At 64.3% G+C, this 12009-nt stretch carries 9 protein-coding genes; 7 read left to right on the forward strand and 2 right to left on the reverse strand.

Annotated features, from left to right (window positions below; all coding sequences use genetic code 11):
* Positions 1 to 26: 26 nt before the first annotated feature.
* Entirely contained in the window at positions 27 to 488 is a 462-nt protein-coding gene (locus AKJ29_RS11475) for an Lrp/AsnC family transcriptional regulator (protein WP_055191012.1), read from the reverse strand.
* 156 nt (positions 489 to 644) lie between these two features.
* Here AKJ29_RS11475 and putA point away from each other — a divergent pair, with 156 nt between their 5' ends.
* Positions 645 to 4118 (forward strand): bifunctional proline dehydrogenase/L-glutamate gamma-semialdehyde dehydrogenase PutA, encoded by a 3474-nt coding sequence (putA, locus tag AKJ29_RS11480; RefSeq protein ID WP_055191014.1) that lies wholly within the window; start codon positions 645 to 647, stop codon positions 4116 to 4118.
* A 115-nt stretch (positions 4119 to 4233) separates the two neighbouring features.
* Here putA and AKJ29_RS11485 read toward each other — a convergent pair whose 3' ends face one another.
* Positions 4234 to 6237 carry a hydantoinase/oxoprolinase N-terminal domain-containing protein gene (locus AKJ29_RS11485; protein WP_055191016.1) on the reverse strand — a complete coding sequence of 668 codons (2004 nt, stop codon included), beginning with the start codon at positions 6235 to 6237 and terminating at the stop codon, positions 4234 to 4236.
* Between the two features lie 174 nt (positions 6238 to 6411).
* On the opposite strand from AKJ29_RS11485, the gene bioB reads away from it, so the two are divergent.
* From bioB to AKJ29_RS11515, 6 genes are read left to right on the forward strand one after another with little or no spacing between them, the layout of a single operon-like run.
* Positions 6412 to 7464 (forward strand): biotin synthase BioB, encoded by a 1053-nt coding sequence (gene bioB / locus AKJ29_RS11490; protein WP_082392584.1) that lies wholly within the window; start codon positions 6412 to 6414, stop codon positions 7462 to 7464.
* The gene (locus AKJ29_RS11495; RefSeq protein ID WP_055191018.1) at positions 7461 to 8642 is read left to right on the forward strand and encodes an 8-amino-7-oxononanoate synthase; all 1182 of its coding nucleotides are present in this window, start codon (positions 7461 to 7463) and stop codon (positions 8640 to 8642) included. Before bioB ends, AKJ29_RS11495 begins: the two co-directional genes overlap by 4 nt.
* The gene (gene bioD / locus AKJ29_RS11500) at positions 8639 to 9259 is read left to right on the forward strand and encodes a dethiobiotin synthase (protein ID WP_055191020.1); all 621 of its coding nucleotides are present in this window, start codon (positions 8639 to 8641) and stop codon (positions 9257 to 9259) included. Before AKJ29_RS11495 ends, bioD begins: the two co-directional genes overlap by 4 nt.
* Positions 9256 to 10554 carry an adenosylmethionine--8-amino-7-oxononanoate transaminase gene (bioA, locus tag AKJ29_RS11505; RefSeq protein WP_055191022.1) on the forward strand — a complete coding sequence of 433 codons (1299 nt, stop codon included), beginning with the start codon at positions 9256 to 9258 and terminating at the stop codon, positions 10552 to 10554. Before bioD ends, bioA begins: the two co-directional genes overlap by 4 nt.
* A complete protein-coding gene (locus tag AKJ29_RS11510) occupies positions 10551 to 11204 on the forward strand; it encodes a pimeloyl-ACP methyl esterase BioG family protein (RefSeq protein WP_055191024.1) in 654 nt (217 codons plus the stop codon). Before bioA ends, AKJ29_RS11510 begins: the two co-directional genes overlap by 4 nt.
* Positions 11201 to 11977, forward strand: coding sequence for a methyltransferase domain-containing protein (locus AKJ29_RS11515; protein WP_055191026.1), 777 nt, complete (start codon positions 11201 to 11203; stop codon positions 11975 to 11977). Before AKJ29_RS11510 ends, AKJ29_RS11515 begins: the two co-directional genes overlap by 4 nt.
* The last annotated feature ends 32 nt before the right edge of the window (positions 11978 to 12009 follow it).

Below are 12009 nucleotides of genomic sequence, written 5' to 3' on the forward strand. Positions count from 1 at the left end.
GTTTCATTTCAAATACCCCCTCTGGGTCAGAAGGCTTCGTCCTTGACCGATTGCATCGACACATGGGTCGAGGTGCTGGCCACAAAAGGCAGGCCGGAAATCACCTCTCCCAGAATGGTGCGATAGGATTGCATGTCGCGCGTGCGCAGCTTCAGCAGATAATCAAACGCCCCGGCAATCATGTGGCACTGTTCGATTTCAGGCGCCGCCTGCACCGCCGCATTAAACGCGCTCAGCGCCGCTTCGGTTGTATCCGTCAACTCCACCTCGACAAACACGACCTGATCCAGCCCAAGCTTCTCTGGATCCAGCATCGCCTTGAAGCCGTGGATATACCCCTCAGCCATCAGGCGCTTCATGCGCAGCTGGCACGGTGTCTTGGACAGGCCCACCCGGTTTGCAAGCTCGGTCACCGGCAGGCGCCCCTCCCCCGACAGAATCTTCAATATTTCCCGGTCATATCGGTCGAGATTCCCATTTTCAGCCATTCTTCATATCCTTTGACCCATTCTGAACGGCAAAATAGGTCCCTTGGGCCACAAACTCAATCACTTTAGGCATTCTGCCTTTTTGTTCTACGCTACACTTATCCAACCTAGAAACCCCGCCGACCTTTGACACGGCCCACTCTCACGAGGACCGCAATGACCAAGCTGACCCATATCCGCTCCACCCTGCGCGCAAATCACCTGCGCGACGAGCGTGCCGTGCTGGCCGACCTGACCGCCGCCCACCCGTTCAGCGCCGCCGAGCGCGCCATGGCCCGCAATGCCGCCACCCGGCTGGTCGAGGACATTCGCGGCCACAGCGATCCGGGGCTGATGGAAGTGTTCCTGGCCGAATATGGCCTGTCGACCAGCGAAGGCGTCGCCCTGATGTGCCTGGCCGAGGCGCTGCTGCGCGTGCCCGATGCAGATACGATCGACGCGCTGATCGAAGACAAGATCGCCCCCTCGTCCTGGGGCCAGCACCTTGGCCAATCCTCCTCCTCTCTGGTCAATGCCTCGACCTGGGCCCTGATGCTGACCGGCAAGGTTTTACAAGAAGGCGAAGGGGTGATTGCCACGCTCAAGGGCGCCGTGAAACGGCTGGGTGAACCGGTGATCCGGGCGGCTGTTGGCCGCGCGATGAAAGAGATGGGCGCGCAGTTCGTGCTGGGGGAAACCATCAAAGAAGCCGTGAAGCGGGGCAAGAAGAAGGAAAAGGAAGGCTATACCTATTCCTATGACATGCTGGGCGAAGCGGCGCTGACCGCCGAAGACGCCAAGGGCTTCCTCACCGCCTATTCCGATGCGATTGCCAATCTGGCCGCGGAATGCCGCTCAGGTGACATTCGTGAAAATCCGGGCATCTCGATCAAACTGTCCGCCCTGCACCCGCGTTACGAAGTGGGACAGCGCGACCGGGTGATGAGCGAGCTGGTGCCGGTGACGCTAAAACTGGCCCAACAGGCCAAGGCCGCCGGGATGGGCTTCAATATCGACGCGGAAGAGGCCGACCGGCTGGAACTGTCGATGGATGTGATCGAAACCGTGCTGCGCGACCCCTCGCTGGCCGGTTGGGACGGGTTTGGCGTGGTGGTGCAGGCCTATGGCAAACGCGCCGCCCAAGTGATCGACTGGCTTTATACACTGGCCGAAGATCTGGATCGCAAGATCATGGTGCGCCTGGTGAAAGGGGCCTATTGGGACACCGAGGTAAAACGCGCGCAGGTCGAAGGGCTGAAGGGCTTCCCGGTCTATACCCGCAAACTTGCCACCGACATCTCTTATATCTGCAACGCCCGCAAGCTGTTGGGGATGACCAACCGGATCTACCCGCAATTTGCGACCCACAACGCCCACACCGTGGCCGCGATCCTGCAGATGGCCGGCGACAACAGATCGTTTGAATTCCAGCGCCTGCACGGGATGGGCGAAAGCCTGCACGACATTGTGCTGAAACAAAACGGCACCCGCTGCCGCATCTATGCCCCGGTCGGCGCCCATCGCGACCTCCTGGCCTATCTGGTGCGCCGCCTGCTTGAAAACGGCGCCAACTCCTCTTTCGTGAACCAGATCGTCGACGAAGACGTGCCCGCCGAAACCGTCGCCGCCGACCCGTTTGAGGCCTATGGCGCAGGGGGGCAGAACGCCGCGGTCAAAACGCCTGCAAACCTGTTCGGTTCGGAACGGGTCAACTCGAAAGGCTGGGATCTGCATGATGAAGACGACCTGGCCGATATTGTGGCCGCCCGCACCCCGTTCAAAACCAAAACCTGGGCCGTGGGCCCGCTGATCGCAGGCGATGTGGAAGGGGACAGCGCGCATAAGGTGATCAACCCCGCCAACCCTTCAGACGTGCTGGGCGAGGTCACTCAGGTCTCCGCCAAAGATGTGGAAACCGCGCTGAACGCCGCCGCCCCCTGGGATGCGGATGCCGCCACCCGCGCCGAGGTGCTGAACCGCGCCGCCGATCTTTACGAAGAACATTTCGGCGAAATCTTTGCCATCCTCATCCGCGAAGCCGGGAAAACGCCGATGGATGCCATTGCCGAGCTGCGCGAAGCGGTCGACTTCCTGCGCTATTACGCAGCGCGGGGTCTGGAACAGAAACTGCCCGCCCGCGGGGTGATGGCCTGCATTTCACCTTGGAACTTCCCACTGGCGATCTTCTCGGGCCAGATTGCCGCAGCCCTGGCAGCAGGCAATGGCGTGCTGGCAAAACCGGCTGAACCCACCGCCATCATCGCCACCCGCGCCGTGCAGCTGATGCATGAGGCCGGCGTGCCAGTCTCAGCCCTGCAACTCCTGCCCGGTCGCGGATCGGTTGTCGGCGCGCGCATCACCTCGGATCCGCGCATCAAAGGCGTCTGCTTCACCGGCTCCACCGCCACCGCCCAGACCATCAACCGCGCCATGGCCGAAGGCGTCGCCCCCGGCGCCCCGCTGATCGCCGAAACCGGCGGGCTGAACGCCATGATCGTCGACAGCACCGCCCTGCCCGAACAGGCGATCAAGGATATCGTGGCCTCAAGTTTCCAATCCGCCGGCCAGCGCTGCTCAGCCCTGCGGATGCTTTACGTGCAGGAAGATGTGGCCTCCCCGTTCCTCAAGATGCTGTATGGCGCAATGGACGAACTGGTGGTCGGCAACCCCTGGAACCTGTCCACCGACACCGGCCCGGTCATCAACGAAGGGGCCCGGCGCGAGATCCAGGACTATATCGAGGCCGCGCGGCGCGACGGTCGCCTGCTGAAGGAACTCAACACCCCGCAAGACGGCACCTTCATCGCCCCCACCGTTCTGTCCGTCTCCGGCATTGCCGATCTGGAAAAAGAAGTGTTCGGTCCGGTCATGCATGTGGCCACCTTTAAATCCGATGAGCTCGACGACGTGGTGGCCGCCATCAACGCCACCGGGTTCGGGCTGACCTTCGGGATGCACACCCGCATCGACGATCGGGTCGAACAGGTGACCTCGCAGCTGAATGTCGGCAATATGTATATCAACCGCAACCAGATCGGCGCCATCGTGGGATCTCAACCCTTCGGGGGCGAGGGCCTTTCCGGCACCGGCCCAAAGGCAGGCGGCCCGAACTACGTGCCCCGCTTCACCCAACCCGACAGCCGCACCCTCGCCGCCGAGGCAGGATCAACCGTGGATCTGGCCCGCCTGCAGGCCGCAATTGACGCAGCCCCCCGCCCCGCCCGGCGGGCCCTGACCTGCGACGCCCTGCCCGGCCCAACCGGCGAAAGCAACATGCTGTCCGTCTATGGTCGCGGGCTGTTCCTCTGCACCGGCCCCACATTGGCCGCCGCAAAAGAACAGGCCGAAATTGCCCGGGCCCATGGCTGCACCAGTGTGATCATTGCCCCCGGCGCCTCGGGCGAACACGCGGTGGACGGAACACTGGATCCCGCAAGCCTCACCGCGCTGACCGGGATCGACGGCGTGGTGTCCTGGGCAGAAGAGGCGCCCCTGCGCGACATGCGCCGTGCGCTCGCCGCCCGCAGCGGTGCGCTGGTGGCACTGATCACGGACGAGGATTTCGGTCCACGCTGCCTGATGGAGCGTCACATCTGTATCGACACCACCGCAGCCGGTGGCAATGCCTCCCTGCTCGCGCAAGCGAGCTAAACCGTCCACCACATGAAAAACCGGGAGCCCCCCATATGCGGCTCCCGGCCCTCTTTTTCTTGCTGAAAATACCTCGGGGTGAGACCCGCAGGGTCGAGGGGCAGCGCCCCTCCCGTCAAACCGCAATCCGGGGGCGCCCCGAAGCCTCGGCACTCACATCCGCATCCAAAAACACCTCGCGCCCATCAATTGTGGCGGTCCGGATATTGCGATCTGCCCGGGTGTGGATCCCCTCCGCCCCCGCCGCTTCCGCCTCAGCCTGCGCTTGCACCAACAACAGCTCTTCCACCCGGGCCATGGCCGCATCAGCGGAAGGGAAATCCTCGGGTCCCTGTTCCAGATGCGCCCGGAACTTGCCTTCGGAGGGGCTTGTCACACTCGCGCTATGGCGAATGGTGATCCGCCCCACCACCGCGCCAATGGCATTGGCCACATGGGCGTGGCGCGGCAGTTTCATCTCACAGCCCAGCCGCGCGCCAACGGCGGGGTAATAGGTCGGCGCCGACGCCCCCAGCCCCACCACCGGAAGGTTCAGACCGGTGTCGATGCGCACAAGCCCACGATGCGCGCCCAGCCCACGCTGGGTCAGCACATGGCGGGCCAGCTCCTCTGGCGACAGGTCAAACCCATCCTCTTCCTGCGCAAAGGCGCTTTCCAGCAGCGCGATCCCGGTCTGGTGTGTCAGCTGATCAATGATCATCCGCGCCACCTCTTCGGCGGATTGCGTCAGCACCTTGCCCGCCCCGGTGCGCTGGCGGCCAAACAGCACCAGCGCCTTTTCCGCCGCCGCCCGGTCCCAGGCCGCATTCAGCCCCAGAACATGGCTCGCATCCGAAGGGGTGATGCCCGAAATCTGCACCAGCCCGCGCTCGATCAGGCGGCGCAGCGCCATATATTCCAACCGCGAGGAGAGCACCTCCCCCAGCGCGTGAATCTCCTCCCCGATCCGGTCCAGCAGCCCGGTTTCCCGCGTGCTCAACCCGGTGCGCAGCGCCCCTTTCACAGGGCGCACGAAACGGGCAAAATGCTCCCCCAGATAAGTGCTTTTCAGCTGTGTATCCAATACCTTATGCACCAAATCAGGGGCTTCTGTGGCAATCAAGGATACCGGCAGGACGCGACGCGGGCCAAGGGTGATCTGGCCCTCAAGGCCACTTTTCACCAGATGCGCCTCACTGTCTCCGCCCAGGCCGGTGGTGCGCATCGCAACCGCTTCGACCATGGTGCGATAGGGGCCAACGCGGGCGCCATCGGGATCAATCGCCGGGCGCCCATCGCGCAGCAGCGCCACATCGGTGGTGGTGCCGCCAATATCGCTGACCAGCGCCTCGGCCACACCCGTCATCCAACGCGCGCCAACAATGCTCGCCGCCGGACCGGAGAGGATGGTCTCAATCGGGCGCTCCAGCGCAAACTCCGCCGAAATCAGCGCGCCATCCCCGCGCACAACCATCAAGGGCGCATCCACACCCAGTTCAGCCAGCCGGGCCTGCGCCCGCGTGATCAGCCGGTTGATCATGCCGATCAGCCGCGCATTCAACACGGCGGTCAGGGCGCGTTTCGGACCGCCCAGCTTGGCCGACAGGTGGTGCGAGCAGCTGACCGGTTTGCCCAGACGGTCTTGAATGATCTCCGCCACCCGCCGCTCATGCCCGGTATTGCGGGTGGCAAATTGCGCGCCGATCGCAAAGGCGGACACCTCATCACCATGCGCCTCCAGCCATTCCACCAGCGCCGCCTCATCCAACGGGGCCGCCTCATTGCCGGCATAGTCATGGCCGCCCGCGACCAGCGCAAAAGGATCGTCCCCAATCGCCTCGGAAAGCCCGTTGCGCGCCATGTCCTTTTCGTCAAAACCGATCAGGACAAGCCCCACCCGCTCGCCCTGCCCTTCGATCAGGGCATTGGTGGCCAGCGTGGTCGAAAGCGACGCGAGTGTCACATCTTTGGGCGACACCCCAGCCTCCGCAAACACCGCCTGCGCCGCCAGACCGATTCCCTCAGCCAGATCGTGGCGCGTGGTCAGGGATTTGGCGGCGGCAATCACCGTCTTTTCATCTTCGATCAGAACCGCATCCGTATAGGTGCCGCCCGTATCCACGCCCAATGCCAATGCCATGTCTCTTCTCCTGTTTCGCCCTTCTCACATAGCGCCCCACCCTGCCCCCTGTCAGGCGATTTCCGACCGCAGGAGTCGTTTTTCACATGTCCCGACACAAAGCACCGCTTGCCTTTTCAAAAACTATAGATAATATCTCCAACCAAATGTCACCTAACGGGGTTTTATCTATAAATGGAAAACGGCAAGAAAATCTGGACCCGGGAAGAGGCGCTCGCCCTGCATGACCAACCGCTGATGGACCTGCTGTTTCAGGCCCAGACCGTGCATCGGGCCAATTTCGACCCCAACAAGGTGCAGATGTCGCGCCTGCTGTCGATCAAGACCGGCGGCTGCGCCGAAGACTGCTCCTATTGCTCACAATCAGCCCGGAACGGCTCAAAACTCACCGCCTCCAAACTGATCGAGGTCGAGCGCGTCCTGTCCGAAGCCCGCAAGGCCAAAGAGGCCGGGGCCACGCGCTATTGCATGGGGGCGGCCTGGCGCGAACCCAAAGAACGCGACATGGACCAGCTCATCGCCATGGTCGAAGGCGTCAAGGCCATGGGCATGGAAAGCTGCATGACGCTGGGGATGCTCGACGATACGCAGGTCATTCGCCTGAAAAATGCAGGCCTGGATTACTACAACCACAATGTCGACACCTCGGAACGGTTTTACCCCGAGGTGATCACCACCCGCACCTATGCGGACCGGATCGACACGCTCAATCGGGTGCGCGAAGCGGGGATCAAGGTCTGCTCTGGCGGCATCCTTGGCATGGGCGAGGAAGGACAGGACCGGGTTGATATGCTGGTGACCCTGGCCAACCTCGAAGAGGCCCCCGACAGCGTGCCGATCAACATGCTGATGCCGCAGGAAAACACCCCGCTGGCAGACCTGAAACCGATTGATCCGATCGCTTTTGTCCGCGTCATCGCCACCGCCCGCATCATGATGCCGCTCTCACATGTGCGCCTGTCGGCAGGCCGCAGCGACATGACGGATGAGATGCAGGCAATGTGTTTCTTCGCCGGGGCCAACTCGATCTTCTGTGGCGACACGCTGCTGACCGCGGACAACCCCGAAGACGACAAGGACATGGCGCTGTTTGCCCGGCTCGGCCTTAAACCGATGGTCGCGGCCGACCATATGGATTGCGACAAGAAGAAAGCCGCACAGCAGCCCCCGATCCCCAACCTGCGCCCTTTTGGGGCCAGCACCGCCCCGGTTGAGGCCGCTGAATGAGCGTCACCGCCCGCCTGTCCGGCGCACTTGACGCCCTGTCCACGCGCCATCGCAGGCGGGCGCTGATCCCGCGCGCAGGGCTGGATTTTGCCTCGAATGACTATCTTGGTCTGGCCGGGTCAGAGCTTTTGCAGGCGGCGGCACGGGACGCATTGTCGCGCAATGTGCCCCTGGGGTCGGGCGGATCCCGGCTCTTACGGGGCAACCACGCAGAGCATCAGGCGCTTGAGCAGGAGGCCGCGCTGTTTTTCGGCGCCGAGGCCGCGCTTTTCATGGGCGGCGGGTTTCAGGCCAATCAGGCGATTTTCTCCACCCTTCCCGCGGCGGGCGACCTGATCTTGCATGACGCGCTGGTCCACGCCTCGGCCCATGAAGGGATGCGGCTGGGCCGGGCTGAGGCGCGCGCATTTGCCCATAATGACCTGTCATCGGCCCGCAGCACACTGGCACGCTGGCGCGCAGAAGGCGGGGCGAAGCGGGAGCGCGCTCAGGTCTGGATTGCGGTGGAATCGGTTTATTCGATGGAGGGGGACGTGGCCCCGCTGAAGGAGCTGGCCCGGTTCGCCGCTAAGGAAAACGCAGTACTCGTGGTGGATGAGGCCCATGCCACCGGTGTGTTCGGGGCGCGCGGCGAAGGGCTTGCCCATGGGGCGGCGGGGCCTCTTGGCGATCACCTGCTCACGCTGCATACCTGTGGCAAGGGGCTGGGGGTATCCGGCGGGCTGATCTGTGGCGCGCGCGTCATGATCGACACGCTGGTCAACCGCGCGCGGCCCTTCATCTTTGCCACGGCCCCGTCACCTTTTGATGCGGCCCTTGTGCGGGCGGTGCTGGCCGGGCTGGCCGAGCACCCCACCCGCGTGCGGGCCGCGCAGGCCCGGATCCGTCATGCCCATGACGAAGCCGCACGAGTGCTGGCCCTGCCTGACCTCTCAAGCCAGATCATCCCGGTGGTGCTGGGGACCGATCAGGCGGCGATGCGGGCGGCGCAGGATCTGCAAAACCTGGGGTTCGACATTCGCGCCATCCGTCCGCCCACCGTTGCGCGTGGCACCGCGCGGCTGCGTGTCTCAATCACCGGGAACGTGACCCACCCGCAGATCACGCAGTTGATGGAGGCCATCGCCGCCACCTGCCCCATGGCACCTCCGCACCCCTCAATGGAGCCCCTCGCATGAAACCGCTTGTCGTGACCGGAACCGATACCGGGGTCGGGAAATCCATCATCGCAGCCGGACTGACCGCAGCCCTTGGCGCGGCCTATTGGAAGCCGGTGCAATCCGGGTTGGAGGACGAAACCGACAGCGCGCTGGTGGCCCGCCTGACCGGCGTCACCCCGCTGCCCGAAACCTATCGCCTGCCCCTTCCGGCCTCGCCGCACCTGTCCGCCGAGGCGGCCGGGGTCGAGATCGACCTTGCAGAGCTGGCCCTGCCCGAGATCGACGGGCCTTTGGTGGTGGAGGGCGCAGGCGGCGTGATGGTGCCGCTGACACGCCGGCATTTCTACCTCGACCTGTTTGCCCGCTGGCAGGCACCGATTGTGCTGGTCGCACGCACCCAGCTGGGCACAATCAACCACACCACCCTGTCGCTGCGCGCCCTGCGCGGGGCGGGGTGCCACGTGGTTGGCGTGATTTTCAACGGCCCGCCGGACCCCGAGGTCGAACAGACCATTTCCGAGATGAATTCCGTCGCCCATCTTGGCCGCCTCGCCCCCCTGGACGAGATCACACCCGACACATTGCGCAGGGGCTTTGGCGCGATCGACATGCCCACCATCCGGAGCGCGCTATGAAAGACACGCTTTCCCCCCGCGCCTTTGACGCCACCCATCTGTGGCACCCCTATACCAACGTGGCCGATCCCGGCCCAATGCATCTGATCACCGGGGCGGAGGGCATCTGGCTGACCCGGGACGATGGCGGGCAGATGATCGACGCCATGTCCTCTTGGTGGTGCACCATTCACGGCCACCGCCACAAGCAGATCACCGCGGCGATGAAAGCGCAGATCGACACGCTGCCACATGTGATGTTCGGCGGCCTCACCCATAACCCGGCGATTGAGCTGGGCCGCAAGCTGGTGGGGCTTCTGCCGGACGGGCTGGACCGGATCTTCTATTGCGACAGCGGGTCCGTGGCGGTGGAAGTGGCCATGAAAATGGCGGTGCAATACCAGATCGCCACCGGCCACAGGAACAAGGTGGAATTTGCGACCATCCGCGGCGGCTATCATGGGGATACCTGGAAGGCGATGAGCGTCTGCGATCCGGTGAACGGGATGCATGGCCTCTTTCACGGCGCGCTGCAGATCCAGCATTTCCTGCCCCGCCCCGCCGTGACCATTGATCAGGACTGGAGCGACGACCCGGTGACAAACGGCCTCGCGGCCCTGTCAAAACTGCTGATCGACAAGGGCGACCGCATCGCAGCCCTGATTGTCGAACCGGTGGTGCAGGGCGCTGGCGGAATGTATTTTTACCACCCGCACTACCTGAAAGAGGCAAAAGCCCTCTGTGCTGCCCATGACGTGCTGCTGATTTTCGACGAAATTGCCACCGGCTTTGGCCGCACCGGCGCGCTGTTTGCCGCCGAGATGGCCGACACGACGCCGGACATCCTGTGCCTCGGAAAGGCCCTGACCGGCGGGCATATCTCTTTTGCCGCCACCGTGACCACACAGGACATCGCCTATGGCATCGGCCGATCAGAGGCGGGCGTGTTCATGCATGGGCCGACCTATATGGGCAACCCCCTTGCCTGTGCAGCCGGGGCGGCCAGCCTGTCGCTGATCGAAACCGGCGCGTGGAAGGCACAAATCGCCGCAATAGAGACACAGATGAAGGCGGAACTCGCCCCCGCCCGCAGCCTGCCCGGCGTGCGGGACGTGCGGGTTCTGGGGGCAATTGGAGTGATCGAAATGCATACTCCGGTTGACCCGCGCGTGGCCCATGCGGCCGCCCCCCGAACCGGGGTCTGGCTGCGGCCCTTTGCCCATAACATCTATACCATGCCGCCCTTCATCATCCCCCCCGACGACCTGTCGCGCGTGACCGCCGCCATGGTCGAGCTTGCAAGGGGGCATGGATGAACGCCCGATGGCTAACCCGAACCGGCGCCCCCGCGCTGATTATCCTTTTTGGGGGATGGGCGCTTGGACCCGAGCCATTTGCGCCACTCACCGGGGGGCAGGCCAGAGATCAAACAGGGGATCAAACAGGGGATCAGGATCTGCTGTTTGTCGATGATTACCGCTGTCTTGACCTGCCCCCGCCCGACCGCACGGCCTATGAAACCGTCACTGTTCTGGCCTATTCCTTCGGGGTCGCTTCGGCATTGCACTGGCTTGATCAGACCGGCTTTTCCCCGGATCACCTTGTTGCCGTGAACGGCACCCCCTGCCCCGCGGATCCGCAAAAGGGCATCCGGCCAGAGGTGGTCCGCGCCACGGCCGACGGGTTGACCGAGGCAAGCTTTGCCCGGTTTTGCCGCCGCGCCGGGATGACCGCCCCGCCACAGATCGACATCGCCCCCCGGCGGGATGAACTTCTCGCGATCCTTGCGCGGGGCAATGCCAGACCACGGCATTTCGACAGGATCTGGATCTCGGCCCAGGACCGGATCATCCCCAGCGCCGCCCAACGCCAGGCCTGGGCCGCGCAGGCAGATCAGATCCGAGAGATCAACGCCCCACATATGCCGTTTGCCCCCGGCCAAACCTGGCAGGGCTGGCTGTCATGAATGCGCTCCCCTCCCCTTCGGCGCCCCCCTCCGCCCGCGTCGGGCGCAGCTTTGCCCGCAATTTCCAGACCTATCACGCCAATGCCCGCCTGCAGGCCGCCATTGCAACGCTTCTGGCCCGCCGGTTGCAGCACCATGGCGCACCGTCCCATTTTGCCAGCGGGTTCGAGTTTGGCTGCGGCACCGGGCATTTGACCGGGGCGCTCCGCGCGCGGTTCACCTTTGGAGAGCTGACCCTGAACGATCTGGTGCCTGAGGCGGCCAAGGTGGCGCGCGCCCATGGGGCCGCGTTCCACCCCGGAGACATCCGTCGCACCCCCTGGCCGGACAGGCCCACCCTGATCGCCTCGGCCTCGACCCTGCAATGGATGCGGGATCCGGCGGCACTGGTGGCGCGGGCGGCGGACCAGCTTGCCCCCGGTGGCTGGCTGGCGCTGTCCGGGTTCGGACCACAGCAATATCGCGAACTGTCCGCATTGGGGTCGGCGGCAGGCGCACCGGGCCTGTGCCACCCCGAAACACTTGCCGCCCCCCTAGAAGGGTTCAGGATCCATGAAGCACGCGGGCGCTGTCATCGTCTTTGGTTCACCTCTGCGCAGGAGGTGTTGCGTCATTTGCGGGCAACCGGTGTGAACGGGGCGGCCCGCGCGGTCTGGACCCGGGCGTGTCTGCGCGACTTCTGTGACGGGTATCGGGCCCGGTTCGAGCAGGATGGGCAGGTCTCGCTGACCTATCACCCGGTCTGGCTGATTGCGCAGAAACCGGCGGCGTGAAGAGGGGCGCGCAGGGGCGGAGCCTGCAAGCA

Origin of the sequence: Aliiroseovarius crassostreae (genome assembly GCF_001307765.1) — a bacterium.
Taxonomy (GTDB): Bacteria; Pseudomonadota; Alphaproteobacteria; order Rhodobacterales; family Rhodobacteraceae; genus Aliiroseovarius; species Aliiroseovarius crassostreae.

What these genes read in the sequence shown, in the direction of transcription:
- AKJ29_RS11475 (WP_055191012.1), bottom strand. Translation starts at nt 488, where the DNA reads ATGGCTGAAAATGGGAATCTCGACCGATATGACCGGGAAATATTGAAG.
- putA (WP_055191014.1), top strand. Translation starts at nt 645, where the DNA reads ATGACCAAGCTGACCCATATCCGCTCCACCCTGCGCGCAAATCACCTG.
- AKJ29_RS11485 (WP_055191016.1), bottom strand. Translation starts at nt 6,237, where the DNA reads ATGGCATTGGCATTGGGCGTGGATACGGGCGGCACCTATACGGATGCG.
- bioB (WP_082392584.1), top strand. Translation starts at nt 6,412, where the DNA reads ATGGAAAACGGCAAGAAAATCTGGACCCGGGAAGAGGCGCTCGCCCTG.
- AKJ29_RS11495 (WP_055191018.1), top strand. Translation starts at nt 7,461, where the DNA reads ATGAGCGTCACCGCCCGCCTGTCCGGCGCACTTGACGCCCTGTCCACG.
- bioD (WP_055191020.1), top strand. Translation starts at nt 8,639, where the DNA reads ATGAAACCGCTTGTCGTGACCGGAACCGATACCGGGGTCGGGAAATCC.
- bioA (WP_055191022.1), top strand. Translation starts at nt 9,256, where the DNA reads ATGAAAGACACGCTTTCCCCCCGCGCCTTTGACGCCACCCATCTGTGG.
- AKJ29_RS11510 (WP_055191024.1), top strand. Translation starts at nt 10,551, where the DNA reads ATGAACGCCCGATGGCTAACCCGAACCGGCGCCCCCGCGCTGATTATC.
- AKJ29_RS11515 (WP_055191026.1), top strand. Translation starts at nt 11,201, where the DNA reads ATGAATGCGCTCCCCTCCCCTTCGGCGCCCCCCTCCGCCCGCGTCGGG.